General features: G+C 42.0%; 15 protein-coding genes. 4 read left to right on the forward strand and 11 right to left on the reverse strand.

What is annotated here, in order from left to right:
• Positions 1-9: 9 nt before the first annotated feature.
• The 4 genes from EWE74_RS10895 to EWE74_RS10910 all read right to left on the reverse strand — a co-directional run bounded on the left by EWE74_RS10895 (position 10) and on the right by EWE74_RS10910 (position 6748).
• Positions 10-1536 (reverse strand): RagB/SusD family nutrient uptake outer membrane protein, encoded by a 1527-nt coding sequence (locus EWE74_RS10895; protein ID WP_206365202.1) that lies wholly within the window; start codon positions 1534-1536, stop codon positions 10-12.
• An 18-nt stretch (positions 1537-1554) separates the two neighbouring features.
• Positions 1555-4518 (reverse strand): SusC/RagA family TonB-linked outer membrane protein, encoded by a 2964-nt coding sequence (locus EWE74_RS10900; protein ID WP_239018623.1) that lies wholly within the window; start codon positions 4516-4518, stop codon positions 1555-1557.
• A 216-nt stretch (positions 4519-4734) separates the two neighbouring features.
• A complete protein-coding gene (locus EWE74_RS10905) occupies positions 4735-6354 on the reverse strand; it encodes a DUF6377 domain-containing protein (RefSeq protein ID WP_130141579.1) in 1620 nt (539 codons plus the stop codon).
• Positions 6341-6748 (reverse strand): RNA-binding S4 domain-containing protein, encoded by a 408-nt coding sequence (locus tag EWE74_RS10910; protein WP_130141580.1) that lies wholly within the window; start codon positions 6746-6748, stop codon positions 6341-6343. The genes EWE74_RS10905 and EWE74_RS10910 overlap by 14 nt, the downstream gene beginning before the upstream one ends.
• Before the next feature lie 392 nt (positions 6749-7140).
• Between EWE74_RS10910 and EWE74_RS10915 the strand changes: the two genes are divergently transcribed.
• Genes EWE74_RS10915 through brnQ form a run of 4 tightly spaced genes read left to right on the forward strand, consistent with a single transcriptional unit; the run spans position 7141 to position 10703 of the window.
• Positions 7141-7962, forward strand: a complete 822-nt coding sequence (locus EWE74_RS10915) for a 2,3,4,5-tetrahydropyridine-2,6-dicarboxylate N-succinyltransferase (RefSeq protein WP_130141581.1) — start codon at positions 7141-7143, stop codon at positions 7960-7962.
• Complete coding sequence (locus EWE74_RS10920) at positions 7962-8543, forward strand: L-threonylcarbamoyladenylate synthase (protein ID WP_130141582.1); 582 nt, start codon at positions 7962-7964, stop codon at positions 8541-8543. The genes EWE74_RS10915 and EWE74_RS10920 overlap by 1 nt, the downstream gene beginning before the upstream one ends.
• 18 nt (positions 8544-8561) lie before the next feature.
• Entirely contained in the window at positions 8562-9401 is an 840-nt protein-coding gene (gene folP, locus EWE74_RS10925) for a dihydropteroate synthase (protein ID WP_130141583.1), read from the forward strand.
• A 9-nt stretch (positions 9402-9410) separates the two neighbouring features.
• Positions 9411-10703, forward strand: coding sequence for a branched-chain amino acid transport system II carrier protein (gene brnQ / locus EWE74_RS10930; RefSeq protein ID WP_206365203.1), 1293 nt, complete (start codon positions 9411-9413; stop codon positions 10701-10703).
• Here brnQ and EWE74_RS10935 read toward each other — a convergent pair.
• The 7 genes from EWE74_RS10935 to EWE74_RS10965 form a co-directional block, all read right to left on the reverse strand.
• Positions 10660-11919: a sugar MFS transporter gene (locus EWE74_RS10935; RefSeq protein ID WP_130141585.1), complete on the reverse strand. Its 1260-nt coding sequence runs from the start codon at positions 11917-11919 to the stop codon at positions 10660-10662. The genes brnQ and EWE74_RS10935 overlap by 44 nt on opposite strands.
• Positions 11920-11930: 11 nt before the next feature.
• Positions 11931-13115: an AGE family epimerase/isomerase gene (locus tag EWE74_RS10940; protein ID WP_130141586.1), complete on the reverse strand. Its 1185-nt coding sequence runs from the start codon at positions 13113-13115 to the stop codon at positions 11931-11933.
• A 35-nt stretch (positions 13116-13150) separates the two neighbouring features.
• Complete coding sequence (locus EWE74_RS10945; protein ID WP_130141587.1) at positions 13151-14002, reverse strand: endonuclease/exonuclease/phosphatase family protein; 852 nt, start codon at positions 14000-14002, stop codon at positions 13151-13153.
• Positions 14002-15765 carry a RagB/SusD family nutrient uptake outer membrane protein gene (locus EWE74_RS10950; RefSeq protein WP_130141588.1) on the reverse strand — a complete coding sequence of 588 codons (1764 nt, stop codon included), beginning with the start codon at positions 15763-15765 and terminating at the stop codon, positions 14002-14004. Before EWE74_RS10950 ends, EWE74_RS10945 begins: the two co-directional genes overlap by 1 nt.
• Before the next feature lie 10 nt (positions 15766-15775).
• Entirely contained in the window at positions 15776-18949 is a 3174-nt protein-coding gene (locus EWE74_RS10955) for a SusC/RagA family TonB-linked outer membrane protein (protein WP_239018624.1), read from the reverse strand.
• Positions 18950-19024: 75 nt separating this feature from the next.
• Positions 19025-20227 carry a DUF5689 domain-containing protein gene (locus EWE74_RS10960; RefSeq protein WP_130141590.1) on the reverse strand — a complete coding sequence of 401 codons (1203 nt, stop codon included), beginning with the start codon at positions 20225-20227 and terminating at the stop codon, positions 19025-19027.
• Between the two features lie 7 nt (positions 20228-20234).
• Positions 20235-22352, reverse strand: coding sequence for a hypothetical protein (locus EWE74_RS10965; protein WP_165384693.1), 2118 nt, complete (start codon positions 22350-22352; stop codon positions 20235-20237).
• Positions 22353-22503: the final 151 nt, after the last annotated feature.

The raw sequence follows: 22503 nt of genomic DNA on the forward strand, positions 1-22503 counted from the left end.
ATTTCTTGATTAATAACCTAAATTCTGTTTTAAATTCGGATTCTGATCCAGCATGCTTTGCGGTATCGGCATACGATAAGAATATTCGTTGAACGGATATACCTGGGCTCTTCTACCCGAATCTTTGGCATATACGCTATTCATCACTTCTTCCACTTTATCTAAACGCCTTAAATCATACCAGCGCTGACCCTCAAAAGCAAGTTCCAACCTTCTTTCTGTCAACAACGCTTCCACCATAGATGTCTTATTACCGCGAACAGCAGACGAAAGCGCACTTAACCCTACCCTTGCACGTACTTGGTTGATAATAGTAGCCGCTGCATTCAGATCAGGACTGTCTTTCATAATCAGTGCTTCGGCTTTAAGCAGTAGAATATCCGCATAGCGATATTTAATGATACTGCTCACCGCTGAACGCAGCTTGTACATAAACGGATAATTATTAGCTGGATAGTAATTGCTCCAGGTCGTTTGGTAATACACCACAGATTCGCTGAAACGTATATCGTCGCCCTCCCGTTGAAAAGCACTGATCAGATCGCGCGAAGGTGTAACCCATTTTGCCCAGGTAAAATTTTCATTGTAGTTGATCAAATTTCTCCCAAACATCCAGGTAGCCCAGTTGCCGTTACCAGAGAAAAATTGCCCTTCCAATATAGATTCTGTAGTGTTACGTTTCTTTGCATCGGTCTGTTCTGTGTTCATACCAAACAGATTGGTAAAATCTTCTTCCAGCGCAAAACCATCTGCAGCCAGTTCATCGGCATACTGAATCACCTTATTGTAGTCGCGTAATGGTTTCTCTGCATATATTTTAGCCAGCAATGCGCGGGCAACCGACTTACTGAATTTTGTCTTGTCGCCTGCGTTATTGGCAGGTGCATCCGGAATAGCCTCCAACAGGTCTTTTTCAATTTGCTGGTATACTTCCTCTTCTGTATTCTGTTCTGGAAAATACGTAGGGTATACTTCTTCAATATTCTCGGAAGTGATGTCTTTAGCCACTGTCGTAATCACCGGCACATCACCCCATAGGCGTACCATATCGAAATAGATCATCGCCCGGAATATCTTCGCTTCTGCTTTATATTGTTTACGTTCGGCAGTGGTCAATGACGTATCATCTACAGAATCAATGTAGACAATCAGACGATTAGCGCGTCCTACATCCTCCATGAAACGATCCCAATCCCGCGCCAACACGCTGTTGGAACCGTCAATAGCATTATTCTCAAAGGGCAATACCTCAGCACCTGTCGTTCCGGCATAAGCATTATCGGCATGTGCGTCGCCGATCAGCAAATAATCCAGGTGCCAGTGTTCCTGCCGGTCACGAATCTGGTTATACAGCAGTTGCAGGTGGCTGACCACCGCAGCTTTATCACGAAACGCGACGTATTCACCTGCTTCGTTCACGCCTTCCGTTACATCCGAATAAGCATCCAACGGATCCCGTACCAGCGAACAAGATTGCGTCCAAGTCAGTATCACCATCAAAAGTATACTGTTGCATATAGTTCTATATCTTTTCATGTTCATCAGATTTACGAATTAAAACTCTACATTTAAGCCAACCACAAAAGATCTGTTCTGTGGATAGGTTCCCCAATCTATTCCCTGTACTGCACCAGAATTACCCCACTGATTCACTTCGGGATCGAAACCCAGGTATTTGGTGAGGGTAAGTATATTGTTCACCGATGCAAAAGGCTGCAGTCGGTTGATACCAATACGGTTCAACGCGGCGCTTTTCACATCGTAAGACAGGGCAATATTCTTTACCCGAAGGAAACTGCCATCTTCGACGAAATAGGTGGAATTTTTCAGGTCGAAGCCTGCTTTAGGAATGACCGTTTCCTGTCCCGGTACACGCCAGCGTTCCAATACACGTGTTGATTGGTTTTTACCGTCGTACATGCCTTCGGTTTCCATACGCGAGGCATTAAAAATATCATTTCCGTAAGAACCTTGCAGGAACACACTCAGATTAAAGCCTTTGTAAGAAAAACTATTCGTCAGACCGAAGGTAAAATCAGGATTCGGATCACCGATATATGTCCTATCAGACGAAGAAATTCTTCCGTCACCGTTCAAATCCCGGTACATCAGTTCGCCGGTTTCTGGATTTACACCATCGCTGATATAGCCGAAGAAACCGCCTAGAGCACGTCCGGGTTCATTGCGGACCGCATAATCATTAATAAAATCAGAAGTAGTCGCCGTATAGTATATCTTTTGCAGTTCCAATTTATCCAGACGATTACGGTTGAACGAAATATTGAAGTCCGTAGACCATTTAAAATCGTTCACCATATTCTTGCTGCTTATGTTCACATCCACCCCCTTGTTAGTTATCGCACCCTCATTCCGCCGAATGGCGCCTACATCCCGCGCGCCGCTCGGCACCGTGGCATACATCAGGACATCTCTTGTTTTTTTGTAATAATAATCTAGATTCACCGTCAAGCGATTGGCAAAAGCCGTGAAATCCACGCCCACATTGGTTTGCGCAGTTGTTTCCCAACGCAAATCACGGGTCCGCAAATTGGCTGCACTTATCACCGGTAAAGCATTTTCCTGTCCGGTTGTAAACCAAGACACGCGCGTTATATTATAGGTCTGTAGATAGGAGTAATCTCCTAACCCCGATTGGTTTCCCGTCTCACCCCAACCACCGCGGATTTTCAAATCATTAATCCAGCTAACATCCGAGAGAAAATCTTCTGATGATAGTCGCCAGGCTGCGGATACCGATGGAAATAGACCCCAACGGTAATCTGGATGCAATTTAGAAGAACCATCTGCGCGCAGATTGGCCGTAACCAAATACTTCCCGTCAAAATTATAAGCTGCCCGCCCAAATAGTGACATGATAGCCCACTGCGAACCACCCGATCCAGTTCCCGTCCACGAAATTTTATTCGCTGCGTTCAAGGTCTGGATCAGATCATTACGAAAATGCGAACCATTAATCCAACTATTCCGGTAGTCCGACGTTGTCCAAGAGGTTCCGCCCATCAAATCGATGCCGTGCTTGCCATATTGCTTATTGAAATTCAACACGTTATCAAAAGTCAGCACCGTATTGACATTCCGATTATCCGTTGCTTCGCCATATTGGTTACGCCCCCAAGAGGTCGATATCGGATCCAGAAAAGTCGTCGTCAACCCATTCCGGCGGTCGATAGATAGCATGGTTTTAAAATTTAGCTCCGACGTAAAGGTCGCCGTAGCACTTCCAGAAGCGATCAACCAGTTTTCCCGACCATTGTTATTTTTTGTCCGGGCGATATTCTCCAACGGACTAGTAATATTCACCCCATAAAAATCCGTGTAATATTGCGTCGGATTGTCCAGATCCCAAATTTCCGCATAGCTCGGGGTATTGATTACGGACAGCACTACACCTCCGCGATTCGCGCCATTACCGGTGTTGATGCCATTTATATTCTTGTCTGAATACGAGATATTGGCATTAATTTTCAGCCAGTCGCGTACATTATTCTCTATACTCGCCCGGATATTATAACGACGGAAAAAAGAGGATTTGATTACACCAGCCTCATCCAACATACCACCCGAAAGCATATAGCGGAGTTTCTCATTACCATCTGAAATCGATAGCTGGTAATTTTGCATCAGACCGTTTTGAAAAGTTTCGTCAAACCAGTCTGTTTTATCCTGAAGCCCCGTCGGCACATGCACAATACCGATTTCATCCTGCAAATCTTTATATTGTGCGGCATTCAGCGATTCTATCTTACTGATGACATTGTTCCGCGTCAGTTGTGTATTCAAGGCTATCTTGGCATCGCCTGCTCTCCCCTGTTTGGTGGTCACCAATATAACTCCATTGGCTGCCCGCGAGCCGTAAATAGCTGCTGATGAGGCATCTTTTAGGATTTGTATGTCGGCAATATCGTTGGGTGAGAGAAAGCTCATGTTTTCCACCGGTACCCCATCTACAACATAAAGCGGTGAATTGCTGGCGTTGAAAGAAGTTGTACCGCGTATGCGGATAGACGTTTCGCCACCGGGTGCACCATTAGGCTGTATAACAGATACACCTGCTGCCTTACCCTGAATAGCCTGTCCGGCCGATACGACGGGTCTTTCATTCAAGTCTTCCAACGAAACACTCGAAATCGCTGTGGTTACATCCTTCCTTTTGATGGAACCATAACCGATGACCACCACATCATCCAATGTAGAACTACTTGGTTCCAAAGCAATGTCTACAGCCGTACTATTCACAATAGTTGTAGATGTCTCATACCCGATATACGAAACAACTAAAGCTGCCCCCGAGGGTACGTTGGCAAGCGTAAAGGTTCCCGTGTTAGAAGTAGATGTTGTGATCGACAGACCCGATACCGTGACCGTGGCGCCTACGATGGGTTCTTGTGTCTGTCCATCTTTTACTGTTCCGCGCAAGGTGGTAATGGTCTGCCCAAACAGCATTCCTCCCCCCATCAGCAGTATTGTTAAAAGAAATAAAGGACGTAGCCTTTTCATCGAAAATACCATAAGTTTTTAGCGTTTGTTTTTGGATTATAACTGTAAGTTTCCTCTTCCCAAAAGGGATTACACAAAAGTAGTCAAGGAAGTGTGCAAAAAAGATAAAAAAAGCCTTCCTACACCAGAAAAGTAAACCAAAAAAAATTACAACTACTTAAAAAAAAGGTATTTAAGATAAAAAATCAGAAAGCAAAAAGTAAATAGTATACCCGTTTAAAAAGAACGAATGGTACCTATATCTCGAATTTTAGCTTCAAATTCATCCTTTGAACCGGCGACTTTATTACGTACTTTCACGCGATAATTGTATACCGTACGCAACGAGTACCGAAGAAAGGACGCAATCTTCGCAGAATCTGTGATGCCGAGGCGAATTAACGCAAAGATACGCAGCTCGGTATTCAGTTCCCCTTTATTTGTGGTCATGTGTTCCTCCGGTCGTAACAGTTTATTGAAATCGTCCAGAAACGACGGGTATAGATTTAAGAAAATAACATCGAAATTCCGGTATAGATCTTCGAGCTCATGTTTCACAACATCCTGTGATTTTAACATTTTGCCAATATCATCCAGTTGTCCTCGTGCGAATTTCTTTCGTATTGCCGCACGTTGTTCCTCAATCTTATCGATATAGCTGGAACAGATATCAAAAAACTGGGCAATATACTCTTCCTTAATATGGTTGGCTTCAGAGAGATCGGTATTGACATGCAGCAATTGCTCATTGAGATGTTGCAATGCTTGGTTGGCGTTATGCAAATCTGCCCGTGCAATTTTCAATTTTTTAATTTGCTGATATAAGGCGAACAAAACGAGCATGAGCAAGATGGTAAGCGCACTAATGATGATCAGGTTTTGCCGTAGTATACGCTTTTGTTCCGCCTCCTTTTCCTGAAAGGAAGCGTTAATAATGGAGTAAAACGACGAGTTCTCCAGTGTACGATAGCGGACATTGGAAAAGACCGCATCGTCGATCGCTTTCTGAATAAACGTAAAAGCCCTATCTATATCACCTGTCTCATAATAGCATAACGCCAAACTCTGCAAGGAAGCATTATCTTTCACCACCTGCTTAATATCGGTTATGGCCGAGACTGCAAAATAATAGCATTGTTTTTCTATATCTCCTTCGTTTTTATAAATAATCCCCATTAGGTAGGCAATTACAGCCCGTTCGGGTTGATTATCGGTTGTTTCACGGAGCAGCTGCGATAATATCTCCCGGGCTTTATCCGCCTCATGATGAAAGAGGTATTTTGTCGCCAACGCAATACTATAATCCAATGATGATGCATCCAAAACAGTCAATAAAGAATCTCGATAAATTTCACTTTGCGTAAAATAGCGTTCTGTATTGCTGCTTTGTCCGTAATGGCTGTTAAACGCTAGAAAAGCATCAAAATAATCGGGCAGTAATGCCGCAGACAGGCTGTCTCGTTCGATTTGTCGCAGCAGATTTCCAGATTCAATAAATTTTCCGGCGGAAGATAATAGGCGGGCTAATAAAATGGAGGCTTGGTTAATCCGTTCCGGATCTTGTAACCGCTCCACAACGTCTTTATATTGCTGCGTGTAACGAATAGCCGAATCGATCTGATATTTACGGTATTCCTGAATAAGCTGGAACAGCAAATCCGCTTGCTGCGCGATTACCTGGTTATGCTTCAGATTACGTTTTATTCCCTCTATTTTTCGCAGCTTATGCTGCTCAAACCGCTCACTGTCTCGAAGCGCCTGCTCCAATTCTCTTTGCACCGAATCTACATCCGTCCCTGCAGAACAACAGAACCAGCAGGAACATAAAATAGCGAATAGGGTTTTAGCTTTCTTCATCTTCCCACCAATCCGATTTCAAATCGTCTATCTCGCGACGATCTTTCTTTGTCGGTCGTCCCGTACCCCGATCACGCTTCAACACGGGAGCGTGGAATGTCGATTTAAACGCATACGTTTCTTCTACCGGTGTCTGGTCTTCGTAAAACTGCACCGCCGTTTTCGCATCTACACGTCTTTCTAATAATCCTAAAACATGAATCACTTTACGTTCGATCCCCTTCTGAACCGAATAGGTTTCCCCTATTTTGACAATATAAGAAGGTTTTACATTCTGCCCATTGAGTTTTACGCGTCCAGCTTTACACGCCTCCGTTGCCAAGCTTCTCGTCTTGAATATACGAATTGCCCACAAGTATTTATCAATTCGTAGTTTTTCCGTTTCTGCTGCCATATAGCAAAAATAAGTTTTTTATCTTCTTTTCCCCGCGAAAAAGAAGCAAAACCGAGCGAAGCGAGCTCATGGATGCCAAAATAAACACGAATCCATAAAGCTCGTCCTTCAGATTTTTGACAGGGAGGGAAGGTGCAAAGGGAAGATTTCTACAGTTGTCAAAATTCCGGATGGACGTCATAGGTTAAGAAAGGGACAATACAATTGCATGATCCCTTCCTTAATATTAAAGGTCGCCTCCGAATTTTTGAGGTTTGTAGAAACTAGTTCTTAGTACGAACCTTCTCCTCAAAGATTCGAAGCGACGACTTTTTTTGAGAGAAAAAAAGGAAAAGCAAGGATTTTTTTTAAGTTTGTATTCAACCTTTACATGTTATAACATAAAATAAAAAATGGATTTACACAAATTGCAAAAATTAATTGAAGATGCTTGGGAAAACAGGCAGTTATTAGAATATAAAGAGCATTACGAGGCTGTTAAAGTGGTCATCGATAAGCTCGACAAAGGTGAATTACGTGTAGCGGAGCCGATTGGCACCCGATGGCATGTAAATGACTGGATAAAAAAAGCGGTTATCCTTTATTTCCCCATCCAGGAAATGAAAGAGATCAATAACACCCCTTTTGTTTATCATGATAAAATGGAACTAAAAACGAATTACAAAGCCCTTGGGGTGCGTGTTGTTCCGGGAGCGAGTGCGCGCTATGGCGCTTATCTATCTAAAGGTGTCATCATGATGCCTTCTTACGTGAACATCGGTGCCTACGTGGACGCAGGTACGATGGTAGACACCTGGGCTACCGTAGGTTCCTGTGCGCAAATTGGTAAAAATGTCCATTTAAGTGGTGGAGTGGGTATTGGTGGCGTTTTGGAACCTGTCCAAGCAGCACCTGTTATCATTGAAGACAATGTATTTGTAGGCTCACGTGCCATTGTTGTAGAGGGTATCCGTGTGGAAACAGAAGCGGTTTTAGGTGCAAATGTGGTATTAACCGCATCCACAAAAATCATTGACGTTTCGGGCGCTGAACCGGTGGAATACAAAGGCTACGTTCCAGCACGTTCTGTTGTGATTCCGGGTTCTTATACAAAAGAATTTCCTGCCGGCGAATACCAAGTACCTTGTGCCCTGATTATCGGCCAGCGTAAGGAATCTACCGATAAGAAAACGTCATTAAACGACGCACTACGCGAGCACAATGTAGCGGTTTAATGAAACATACCACGGTACATAGAGAAGATGTGAATAAAGCCCTTGAAACATTGAAAAACGGAGGGCTTATTCTTTATCCTACCGATACCATTTGGGGTATAGGATGTGATGCTACCAATGCAGAAGCTGTAGAAAAAGTCTTTGCTTTAAAAGGACGCGATCAGCATAAAAGTCTAATCGTCTTGCTGCACAACGACAACCAACTTGCAAGCTACGTCAATGATATACCGGAGGTCGCATACGAATTGATAGAATACAGTGAAAAACCCTTAACTATTGTGTATTCGAATGCCAAAAATCTAGCTCCGAATGTTGTTGCTCCCGATGGCAGCATCGGCATACGTATTGTTCGCCATCCTTTCTGTGAACAATTACTACAAAGGTTTCGTAAACCTATTGTATCTACATCAGCAAATAGCAGTGGAGAGGTTTCTCCATCTTGTTTCGGGGAAATTTCCGAACAGATCAAAGCCGGTGTTGATTACATTGTCGAGTACGGTCAACATGAAAAGGGGGATGGCAAGTCTTCTACGGTGATGAAGCTGGACCCTAGTGGTAAATTTGAGTTTTTACGGAAGTAACGTGGAGTGAATTCATACATGAAGTATTTACAAACAACACCTACACAAACTATCAATGCGAGGGGGCAATTGATCACGTTCGAGAAGCCCTTGATTATGGGAATTCTAAACGTAACACCCGATTCCTTTTTTGATGGAGGAAGGCATAATGATCTTGATCATGCTTTGCGAAAAGCGGAAGAACTCATTCAGGAGGGGGTGGATATCATCGACATCGGCGCTTATTCTTCCCGTCCAGGGGCATCCCCTGTCTCCTCAGAAGAGGAAATAAATAGAGCCATACCGGTTATTCGGGAATTAACTAAAAGACACCCTAACCTTATCCTTTCTATCGATACGTTTCGGGCCGATGTCGCAGAAGCCTGTGTAGAAGCTGGTGTACACATTATCAATGATATTTCGGGCGGCACACTCGACGAGCATATGTTTGCTATCGTAGCTCGATTACAAGTGCCCTACATCTTGATGCACATGCGGGGCACACCAGAAACGATGCAAACGTTAACGAATTATGATGATATAGCTGTAGATGTGGCGACAGCATTAGGAGAAAAGATTTCTGCATTGCGAGCATTGGGGGTGAAAGATATTATTCTTGATCCGGGTTTCGGATTTGCGAAGACAATTGAACAAAACTATGAACTCTTGCATCGGGTAGATGAATTGCACTATTTTGGTTTGCCTATATTAGGTGGGATTTCCCGTAAATCGATGGTTTACAAAAAACTGGGTATTACTGCCGATGAGGCGTTGACAGGTACCATCGCATTAAACACACTATTACTAGCGAAAGGCGTACAAATGCTCCGCGTTCATGATGTGAAAGAAGCGAAACAATTGGTTGAGTTATTATTTTAGTATATTATTTTGAGAAAATTACGAGATATTACCACCATCGGTTTTGCTCTATTTGCGATGTTCTTTGGAGCGGGGAATTTGCTGCTGCCTCCTTTTATCGGTCTACAAATAGGCGATCATGTTTGGATAACTATCTTGGCATTTGGGCTTACCGGAATCTTACTCCCTTTTCTGGGAATACTCTCGGTTACTAATTCGGGAGATGATTTTAATGATTTAGGCCACCGTATCAATAAGAACCTCGCTGCTATCCTCGGGTCTGTCATCATGATCTGTATTGGCCCGCTAATCGCGCTTCCACGCACCGCGGCGACAACATTTGAAGTCGGGATACTCCCCTCCTTCCCTAACAGCAATCCGGTGTGGACATCTATTCTCTTTTTTGCTATCACTTGGCTGTTTTCGATTGTTCCGTCTAAGGTTGTGGATTTGGTTGGAAATATCCTAACACCTTTTTTACTCCTTGTACTTGTTATCTTAATTGGTATGGGCATCGCCAACCCTATTGCCGAGCCGCAAACCGATATACTTTCTGCTCCGGAAGCATTTACCCTGGGATTTATCGAGGGTTACCAAACACTCGATGTATTAGCGTCCGTAATATTTGCGGGTATTATTATCTCAGCAACGAAAGCCAAAGGTTACGAGCGTATTAGGGAAAAGAACAAAGTCGTCATTGCATCGGGGGCTCTTGCCGCCGCTTGTCTATTTTTTATTTATGGTGGATTAGTTTATCTCGGAGCTACTTCTGATATAGAAAACACCGACCTCACACGGTCAGCCTTGCTCATTCATATTTCTAACAGTATCCTCGGACAATATGGTACGTTAGCTATAGCTATCAGTATCGCATTGGCTTGCCTAACTACTGCCATTGCACTGACTACCGCCGTAGGCACCTTCTTTAGTAACTTGACCAATGGTAAACTAGGGTATAGGCTATTGGTCACTATTTCCTGTATTATTTCAGGCATCCTTTCTGTCACGGGAGTAGATAACATTATCCAGTTTGCTTATCCGCCATTGGCTTTCGTCTACCCTATTGTCATTACACTGGTTTTATATATCGTTATATTCGGACGGTTCGTCAAAACCAAACTACCGTATATCTTGGCATTAATTGCTTCCACGATCATCGCAACCTTAAATGTCATGAAGATATTAGGCATCTTACATACCGATAGTTTGACATGGTTCAACCACATCCCCTTCTTTGCTTATGAATTAGGTTGGGTAGTTCCTTCGTTCGTGTTTTTTGTTATTGGCTTTGGCGTTGATAGGATGAAGACAAATAAACACTAAAACACATAATGACAACATAACTTAAAATTGGCAAAACAAACGCGGTCTCCCAAGAGTACCCGTCTTTCAATACCCCTTGTAGATAAGTCATCATAGCGCCTCCAACAATCGCTGTTGATAATAATCCGGATGCCGTCCCCGTATTGTTTCCTAATCCAGCTATAGATAGCGAAAAGATGGTGGCGAACATAATAGAATTGCAAAGCCCTGCTAAAACCATACACCAAACAGAGAAATGACCTTGTCCTATAATGGAAGATAATACCAATAAGGCGGCAATAAAGGAAACTACAAACAACACCCTTGTACTTTGAAACCTTTGAAGAAAAAATGCACCTAGAAATCGTCCCACCAACATGCCTCCCCAATAATACGAAAGGTAAAAACTGGCGCTACTCTCCGTAATAGACAACCGATCTGCAATATAATTGGTTAGATACGTACCTATACCAACTTCTGCGCCTACATACATGAATAGCGCAAATATGCCGAATTTTAAGTTAGGAAAGCGTTGAATCACTTGTATCGTCGTCAGTCTTTTTACCAATTGACTTCCTTCGTTTTGTATAATTTTGACGACAGGGAGTTTTATAGAAAATATAATAATACCAATCAGAAATAAACCCGATCCTATAACCAAATAGGGTTTCACGAGAACAGAAGAAGCACTACCCTGCTCAGCCACCCGGGCCAGAATAAACTGCGCACCGAAAATAGGTGCTAACGTTGTTCCCAAAGAACCCACACCTTGTATAAAGGTTAATCGTGAAGCGGCACTTTTTGCTGGTCCAAGAATCGTAATATAGGGATTGGCCGAGACCTGAAGCAATACGATACCCATAGCGATGACAAACAACGCACCGAGAAACAATCCGTATTCATGAAATACAGAGGCTGGATAAAACAAAATTGTTCCGAAAGCTGCAATACAAAATCCTAATACCATTCCATTTTTATAACCGATTCTATCGACCACCTTACCCGCGGGAATGGAAATAAGTCCGTACGTCAGATAGAAATAAAATTGCACGAGGGAAGACTGGGCATAGGAAAGATTAAATCCTTCTTTAAAAAATGGAACCAATGTATCATTCAACACCGTGATAAATCCCAGCAAGAAATAAAGAATAGCCAATATTAACAGGGCTATTTTGTATGAAGGAACGTGTTGTTCCGCAGATGGATTTTGGATCGTAGATGATGTTTCAGGTATCATATCTATTTAAGTTAAAAACGAACAGGTTGCATATTGTGTATCTCATTAGCTATTGTCGCAAGCTGATACAACGCACGTGGCGTATGAAAAAAGCCTTTCCACTTACCGCCTTTTAATGGAAGCAATGCATCTCCTTCGCGTGTTAAATAGCCAAACATCTCCCCATAGGCTGGATCCACAAAATATTTCCAGATGTAATTGTGCAAACGTTGATACCATGCCAAACATTCGGGATTTTGGGTAAGCTGATAGCCTTTTAGCATGGCAATCGCTGCTTCAAGATGTACCCACCACAGTTTTTGATTCCATTCCAGTTGTTGAGGGGGATACCCTTTCATATCCAAAAAATAAAAAATACCTTCGTGTTTTGCATCCCAACCGTATTCAATGGTTTGAAGACTTATCTGGACACATTGTTCAATAAGCTTTTGATCGCCCCATTTTTTTGCGATATCCATAACAAACCACATCGACTCCAGTCCATGACCTGGATTCACTAAGCGGCCGTCAAACGAGTCATGAAGATTCCCCTGTTGATCAACATTTTCTACAATAACGCCCAACTCTTTTTTATAAAATACGTTCATCACTTCATTTACACCATAATGCAATACCTCTTCAACCTGATCGGCAGGTAAAAGATGTTCTATTTCCAAGACCAAGTTGCATAAAATCATGGGTAGAGAAAAACCTTTTAAAGATCTGGTTTCAGTCACCTGTTTGTTATAGCTACCCTTCGGATTGTCCTTCCTTTCCAAAATTCTAAGAAAAGTACTTTTAGCGATATCACGATACCGTTCTTCAGCTGTTGCTTTAAACAACTGGGCATAAGCCATCGTTGCGAAACAATCTGAAAATATATTATAGGGTTGAGTTAACGGATTGCCTTCTTTATCAAGTGAAAAATACCAATCACCATTTTTATCCCGACCATGTGCCAATAAAAAATCCGCTCCTTGCTTGGCGACTTCCAGATAAACCGGATTTTGTTCCACATTATTGTAGAGCATTGATAAGGTCCAAACTTGGCGATGTTGAAGCCACATAAATTTGTCTGTGTCGAAAATCTTTCCATCGCGATCCAGACAGGTAAAGAAACCGCCGTGTTCCTTGTCCAATGAATGGTTTAACCAAAACGGAATAATATCATTTTTTAAATAGTCGATATAGAAATTTGCTCTATCTTTAAAGTTCATGTTGATGATTACTAGTTATAGGAATGTATATAGCGTTAATCCTTATATTGTACCTTCATGACAACAGGTAAATGATCTGAAGCATAGGTTTCGGCAAATGTTTCGTAGGATTTTATCTTAAAAGCATTATTTGCTGTATTATTTAGGATAAGAAAATCTATGGCGGTTTGCGGATTGGTGGCCGAATGTGTACTGGGGCAGTTTGTACAAGGAACATGAAAAATAGCTTTCAGCGTATCCCAAACATCATTTGATTGATCCATATTAAAATCCCCTCCTAATACAATAGGGTATCGTTGGTAAGATTTTAAAGCTTTCAACAATTCACGCGATTGCAATTCCCGATTTTCATCGGATAAGTGGTCCAAATGGGTAGAGGCAAATACGAAATCTTCTCCATTTTCCAATTTGACCCGTATCCAACCAGCAGTTCTAATTTCAGCACCACTTCCTGGTACGATTGGAAGCGACACTTGCTGATGTTCTTCTATCGGGTATTTGGATAATATCGCCACGCCATATTCGCCATTCGAACGGTCAATAGCTTTAAAAAATTGATAATGCATACCCGTAAGCTCCGCTAATGCTGCAGCTTGATCCAGATCTTTGCCCGAACGGTCTGTAAACCGGTCTACTTCCTGTAAAGCAACAAAATCAGGTTTAACACTATTGATCGCTTTCGCGATCGCGGAAACGTCTACGACAGAAGCTGGTTGTGACGGAGGGTTTGCAATGTGTATATTATATGTCATAAACGTTAAGACATCTCCGTCTTCCTCACCGCCATTGTTTCCTTCGTTATTTTTTTCACATCCTGCAAATACCATAAGGACAGATGTAAAAAAAACAACCGCCAGTAAAAATAATTTTCTATTTGTTTTCATCATTACCAATTTGGATTTTGTCCTAGATTAGGGTTCATTATATAATCGTTTTCGGGAATCGGATATAAATACATGCGATCTTCCCAAATACGCGGAATCGTACGCATCCAGATTATTTCTCCGCTGTTGCCATTTTCGAGAATCATATTATTTGTTTGTCCATTTACTGTAGATGCAACATTGACATACATGACACCGGTTTCGGGATTTGCTGGATTACTCGTCACAAACGCCACATCATTTTTCCCGTCACTATTAAGATCGTAAGCGGTATTCAATGCCGGCACATACATACCTTGCCAGGTTTCTTTAAATAATTCTCCTCTTCTCCACCGCACAACGTCATAAAACCGGTGCCCCTCCAAAGCCAATTCTATTCCGCGTTCGCGTCTCACTTCCAAAATTGCAGGATCGTCTATTCCTGGAAAATAGGCGCTGCGCAGGTAACTGTCTATGGTTGTCGGCTTCGAATCCAAGCCCCCCGTAATGCCCGCACGACGGCGCAATAATCCGATAGTACCTGCCCAGTCGGCATCGCTCATTTCTCCTAATTCCGCTTTTGCTTCCGCATAGTTCAGCAGGACCTCTGCATAACGGATGATGGGAATATTGGTTGCATTTCTTACCCCTCCATCTAACGAAACATCTGCTTCCACCCATTTTATGGGCTGGTATCCTGTATACGTATGGGAAAACGTAGGCGGGGTTAAAACAGGTTGTCCACCATTTACGCGCGTATAGCCAGCTGTCCGAATCGTCTGCTGTAACCGTTTGTCTCTACCGGTTGTTTCTTGTTGAAATGTTTGCGTTTGATACGCTGGATCATTGGTAAATGGCGTACCATTTATATTTAAATAGGTATGGATAAACTTACGGGTAAAACTAAGTCGATCACCATAGGAAGCACTGGTATAATACCAATTGGCATCATGATAAACGCCGAGTTCCACACTATATGCTATATTAAGTATCGTTTCGTTATTTACTCCCTGCTGGATAAATAGATCCCGATAACTTGTTTCTGTGCTGGAACTGACCAGCGAATATTGCTGCGCATCCATCACGGCCTGTGCCGCAGTTGCCGCCTCTTCCAGCCAAAAATCAGCGGTAGATTTCAATCCTAATCCTTCGTGATATTTTCTAAATGTCCCCTCAAACAAACAAATTCTGGATTTAATGGATTGCGCAACTGTTTTCGTCATACGGGTCCGAGTAGGGTCCGATAGCGCAGTAATATGCGCTATGGCATAATCTAAATCCTTAAGTACTTCATTCATGACCAATTCCCGCGGATCTCTGCCGCTCGTCAACAATTCGTCTTCTGTACTTAATGTACGATCTATCCAAGGTACGTTGCCAAAACGCTTAACTTTCTCAAAATAAAACAATGCCCGAAAAAGCCGCGCGATCCCGTTGTAGTTTTCTCGGATCTCTGTCGGCACATTTTCTGATATATTGTTTTCCAAAAAATAATTAATATTTCTCAAATCAGTCCATGTCCAACCCGTACTTTGGCGTGGACCAAATGCCCCTGCACGAAAGAAATTCGGAACATCTTTACGAGCGACAAAATCGCTCATGTTATCTCCCCGGAGAATATCATTTGATGTGGGAAGAATTGTATAGAAAGAATTACTGTATAATTTTAGTCCTGATTCCGTATTAAATACAGCTTCCTTACTAACTGTCGATTTAGGCTCTTGTTCTAGTTTGTTACAAGAAGAAGCAATAGCCACGAGACATAAATAAAATAAATACCTTTTCATATTCATAAGATTAGAAGGTTAATGTGAGACCAAAAGAATAGCTTTTCAACATCGGATAGTTAAATCCGTCGCCTTGATTGGAGTCACCCAACAGCGTATCCGAATCTCCCGTGTTTTCTGGATCGATATTACCCTTGGTTATTTTAAACATCGGTGAATACGTGAACAGATTTTCGCCGGAGAAGAAAACAGACATCGATTTTGCCCTCATTTTCTGTACAACTGACTGTGGTAGCTTGTAGCCTACCTGCAAATTTTTCATCCGTACGTAAGCGATGTTTTGTAAGTAACGTGTCTGCGCTTCGCGTAGCGTTCCTCCTGCCGTCCACGCGAGATAGCCTGTATATCGCGGAAAATAAGCTTCGGGGTTGTCTTCTGTCCAGATATTACCCAATTGTGATACTAAAGGATGTCCATACGGCGCGTTATATTGTCCCCAGAAAGAATTTGATCCGCGGCTCGGATACCATGCCTGTTTACCTATTCCTTGGAAGAACGCCGAAACGAAGAAATTACTATAATCTATGCCTAAGTTCAGTCCGAAGCTATACCGCGGAGATTCATTTCCGATGATGACACGATCACCGGGATTATCAACCGTATTTTCCCCATTATTAATAACACCATCATTATTCACGTCCTTAAATTTAATATCCCCCGTTCTCCATACGCCCGATGCAGTCGTGTTGAAAAGGCGCTGATCAGGGGATGTACGAATCTGATGCTCACTTGTAAAAAACCCGTCCGTGACGTAACCCCAAATCTCGCCTAGTGTTTGTCCTTCATAGTAATCGGTCAATAACCGTCTTTCATTATTGAATTTTAGAATCTTTGATCTGCTGTCGGCAAGTGTTGCCCGAATATCAAAATTCAGCGGCTTGTCCGCCACATTTATTTTATCTCTATAGTTGACCGTTAATTCAAACCCTTTAGTTTCTAAATCCGCGTAGTTACCCCGTGGAGAGGCTGCTCCAAACACAGCAGGCAGTTCTCTTCCGGCCGTAAACATATTGGTCGTTTTACGGGAATAAAAGTCCGCATTGATCATAACCTTATTCTTTAGCAGACTTAAATCAATACCATAATTTACGGTAGTCGCGGTCTCCCATGTCAGCCCATCCGGTAAGACATTTGGAGCACTCGTACTCGCATTTTGCCTACCTTCTAATATCCTTGCCATTTGGCTAAGCGCCAATTGTTCTTGGAATACATAAGAGCTAATATTCCCATTACCTAATGATCCATACGAAGCCCGTACTTTAAAATCAGAAACAATAGCAGGATTAACTTTCCAAAACGATTCATTCGAAATCCTCCAACCAGCGGATATAGAAGGAAATAACGCATATCGCTCATGGGCCGGAAATTTAGATGAACCGTCATATCGGCCATTCACTTCCAATAAATAGCGATCGTCATAAACATAATTGAATCGAAAGAAACCACCCAGAATATTCCATTGTTCATACCCACCGGTCGTCGCCATATAGTCCCCCAATGCCAGATTTATGTCTTCGGCATCTTCGTAAATTAAACCATTACGCTCCATGCCAATACGTTTGTAGGTGCTTAATTCATAATTATATCCTGCCAACGCTTTAAAATAATGTTTATCCGCAAATACCGTCTCATAGTCCGCATACAGATTACTGGCGATATATTGTGTATTACGTTGAATTTCTCGAATATCATTATATTGTTCTCCTAGATATTCTACCACGCCCTGAATTCTGCTATACGGAACTGGAACACGTATCCGGTTTTCATTACTATTCGTATTCTGGTAAGTAAAATCTCCCCTGACATTTAGCTTATTATCTAAAAATTTTGCGTGAAATCCCGACATTGTACGGATAATGTTTCGATCGTAATCCATTCCGTTTTTGCCATACACATAATCACCTACCGTATACGCTGCCGAATGTGTCAATGTACCGTCCGGATTAAACATGGGCACCATCGGATGTCCTTCCGCGACCATATTTCGCCATATACCACCGCCTTCTCCGATATTCATGGGGATATGAAACAGATTTTTCGAAAACTCCGTGTTATTATGTATACTCAGCCAATCCGTTATTTCGATCGTACCTTTTGCCCGAATGTTATATCGCTTGAAATCGTCAGAATTATGTTTAAATAATCCCGGTTGCGTCAGATGACTGGCAGAGAATATATAACTCGTTTTATTGCTTTTACCGGAAATGCTTAGGTTTTGATTGACTGCATAGGTATTCTTTTTATATAAATCCGCCATCCAGTCATGACTATCGTAATAAATATACTCTCCTGTTGCCGGATCAACTTCCACCCTTGGAAGACTTGGATCTTCGGAGCGCCTTTTCAGCTCTTGGAGATACTCCTGCGAGAACCGCATGGTTTTATTGACATTTTGTGGATAGCTGGCGTAGTTGTTCCAGCTCGAAAATGCTTCGTTAAACATAGATGCCCATTGGTAACCATCGGTTACAAATTCGGGAATGTAAGTAGGGTCTTTTATGGCATAGTTACCACTGTAATTTATCTGCACCTGGTCTTCTGTTGGATTTTTTGTGGTGATAAGAACAACACCGAAGGCCCCTCTTGCACCATAAATAGCCGAAGAAGCGGCATCCTTTAGTACGGTAACAGATTCAATATCCTGTGGGTTTATTAATGCAGGATTACCTTCCACACCATCTATCAGAATGAGCGCAGAACCTCCTTGTCCGATAGAAGTTGTACCTCTGACATTAAAACCAGGTGATTGACTTGGGCGTCCATCTGCCGGTGTGATATTAAGATTGGCTACGACCCCTTGCAATCCTTGCGAGAGATTGGTTATCGGTCTATTTTGCAGCGCTTCACTATCGATATAGTCGACCGCACCGGTAAGATTGCCTCTTTTCTGCGTACCGTATCCAACAACAACGACTTCTTCGATATTCGTATTTTCCCCCTCAAGAAAAACCGTAACCGGATTTAGGTTTTGAAAAGGTATTATTTGTGTTTGATAGCCGACCATCGAAATTTCGATAGAACCTCGATCAGACGTAACCACAAGGATAAAGCGACCATCAGCACCAGACTTTGTTGACGTGGCCGTTCCTGTTAATTTTATGGTTGCGCCTTCAATTAAGTTTTGATCGCTATCCTTTATCACCCCAACAAGTTTTTGTTGAGACTGCGCCCATGATATGGCCATGTTTCCAAGAAAACAAAAAGCACATATAAGACACGTTATACTCCGTTTGAATTGATGTGTCATGATTTAGGAATATTAGAATTTAAAATGGATGTCATCTATATTAATCCGAGGTCTATTATTGTTGGCAAACGGCAGGGATGTATTTACAATACGTATCCGTACATTTTCGCCTAATCCAGCGTTGACCTCGAAAACAGTTGTTTCTAATGAAGTGCCTGATTTATCTACTTCACCTGTGCCGATCGGTGTATATGTATTCCCGCCATCTCTTGATACTTCGACTGTAAATACGGTAGGATTCACGTTGCCCGTCTCGGCCGCGGCTGGATAGATGCCATGCGAAACAGCAACGGTCTTGATACCTTTTAGATCAAAATTCATAGCAATGATTCCGTTTCGATTATTATTACCGACAGTACCTTGTAAACGAATACTTTGCCTTCCGTTTTTCGGATCCGCCGCGCTGGTTGCTGTTATACCGCCGTCAATTAACCAAGATCCTGTAATGAAGTTCATATTTTTCGAATCATAATTTGTATTGGACGAGAGTTCGAAATCCTCCAAAAGTTCTGTAAGCCCCACTTGAATATCGGCTATGTTCCGAGGCATTAAAAAAACTTCGTCTCCAATGATCCGGGCGAGACCTACCATAGATTCGACAAACAACGGGTTTGTCTCAACTGCGAAGACAGAGGCGTCACGAAATCTTGTTTGTATTTCTACAATCTCATCATCAATCAATAAGTCGCCACTTAGCTTTGTGGATCCATTATCGGATATATTGATCTTATTCAGACGCACCAACAATGGCCCCCAATATTTACAATTCGTCATCAAAGTAGCTATGCTTACAATTTTGGGGGTGAAGTTATTACCGGAACTTTCTACCGTTATGTTATTTAGGCTTAAATCGGAAACCGTAAGCTCACCATCCATGTATTTCAAAGTCGACTGCTCTAGATTGATCCGTACAATATCTCCCTGTTTGATGGCATCATTTTCTTCACGCAGTTGCAATAAAATAGCAGCATCATCCGTGAGATCCTGCACGACGATGATATTACCTTCAATATTTTTTGATTCGTAGTCAGATGTCACTATTGCCCGAATCGCTGTCGTTCCAAACTTCAGATTGTCGTCGGTTTGGATTCGTCTCAGCGCGTATATACTCGATGGACTCGAAGTTTCATAATGAGGAATTTGAGCGTCATCTCTACACCCTGAGAATGCTGACAGCAGCAACAGCATTCCAAATAAAAGGTCACGTGTCTTCATTGGTTAATCAGTTTAATTTTAACATGTGTTGTTTTCTATTTTCAAATATTTCCTGAAATTTTTTGTTCTTTCCAATATCCTGTGTTGTATCCCAAAAGTTGGTCTGTTTAATATGTGACATTAACGAATTCAGTACCCAGCTTTGCGTCCATCCAGTTTGTGTTCCCCAAGGCCCCCAGCCCGAATCCGCATTGCTTGCCCAATAATCCCATCGATTAAAATCAAAGGCACGGAACCATGCCCCGTCAAGATCGGGGTGAACCTCACTTCGTACTTGCGCTTTAACAAAAAAACTGTTTATCTTATCTAATGATTTTTTATAGAGCGTATCCTGCGTTGCAGCAAGCGCTTCGTTTAATCCAAAGGAGGCATAATTTAACGTGTATAGCAGATCTGTAACTTCATCACCGTATTCAGAAATTAAAGGGGCTTCTTTCACACCATATTCTGCATTACTTCTTACTTTATCGTATCGTCCTAAACCAACAATACCCAATCTTTCTTTGATCGCACCACACTCATCAAGATCCTGCAGCAAGGTATTAGCAACCATCTTAAGCCAATACCGATGCAATTCATTATCTTCAATCCGAACAAGCCAAGCCAAAGGCAATAACATCCTTGCATACTCCTGTTGGATACCATTCGTCCATTTCCAGACGGGAAAGTTCTCCATCGTCGTTTGAATAGCTTTAACCGCACGGGATTTGAGAGGTTCATATCCTGTTTTATCGTAAAGCCACAGGTAATTGGCCCAAAGCCAACATTCGTAATGAGGATGTATATTCGTTAATTCGCTATCAAAAAGTTCTTGCCAAGTCAACGTCTGCAATTTTGCATCTCTAAACCATGGGCCCCGAAAACCAGATTTTCCTGACGTACGAAAGTTGCCTAATATCCCTTCGATAATATAAGGGAAATACGTCTCTGTCTGTAAATTACTACTTGCCCCTATCGTCGCCAGTAAAACACGCGCATTATCATCGCCGTAATAAGCATCAGGATCTGTCGTGGCCCAGCCGATAAGGCCGTATGATGTGCTTGCTGGATCGCTTCGCTCTCCACCGCGTAAATTTGATGCTTTATAAAGGTATTGCAATAGATTATCTGCTATGGAAGCATATTGTTTGTCATCTGTTAATAGGTATCCTGAACTAAATGCAAAAGCCGTTTCTGCTTGGCAATCCGCCCTTATCCACCATCGAATAGGCTGCGTACCATCCTGATTAATATAAGAAGCATGCCCCTCCAATATTCCGAGTGAACCATCTCCAACAGGACTCCTATCGGAAACAGGTGGAAAAACAACATCTTCCCCATTTTTTTTTGTATACTGCCCAACAATGTCTACCCAATCTTCGTGAATTAACAATTTCGAATGCTGATACCATTGGAGACCCCTATTAATGGACTGCGTAAAATCTTCCGTATGAAGAATAGCATTCCTTTCGAATGTAGGCCTTACATCAACGTTTAAGATGAGCGTATCCACCTCAATTCCCACATGCCGAAAAACAAACTGCCATATCCTGTTCCAAACTTCCGTTGGCCCAAAACGAGATTTCGGTTGATTGCTTAACGCCACACTTGAAACGAGGAACTGTCCTTCTTGAAACATTCCCGGATAGCTCTCGGTATCGGTAAGCCCATATTCTGCTTTATCAAATCCAGCTACCTTTGCGATACTCATTATAGAAGAAGGATGCGTATAACAATAAAAATATTGATCGTTTAGTGTGACAATACTCATCGGAGCGACACCAGCTATCGTATTGGAAGAAATAACCCCCCGTTCCAAATTGATTTTTTTTATTTCCGGCTTATCGCTCGTTAAATAGCTTGGATATTCTACATAAACTTTCAGTTCCCTATCCTTCATTTGATGAGCTTGTCGCTTCGAGATAGCTCCTGTCGTTCCAGCTAAAACCATCAGCCCATCACCTCGATTTGCGTTGGCTAATGCTTCATCTACTGTCTGATATTGCTTGTAAGATATTCCATTATCCGCTAATAGTCCTTGGAAATTATTCGTGTTCTGATCGGTTACCAACAACAGTTGCGCATACGTCATACAAGCAAACAACATAAAACTTATCGTCAAAAAAAACCTGTAATTGCTCTTCATAATTGTCTATATCAACCATTCAAATTTATTAAATAGAATTTTTAATATCAAAATTATTTTTAAAAATAAATTTTAATATAACAATCATTTTAAATTTATTTTATTTAATAAAATATCGAATACGAGAATAACCATCCTAGTTCCGCATTTT

The sequence above is a fragment of the Sphingobacterium corticibacterium genome (genome assembly GCF_004208525.1).
GTDB classification, from domain to species: Bacteria; Bacteroidota; Bacteroidia; order Sphingobacteriales; family Sphingobacteriaceae; genus Sphingobacterium; species Sphingobacterium corticibacterium.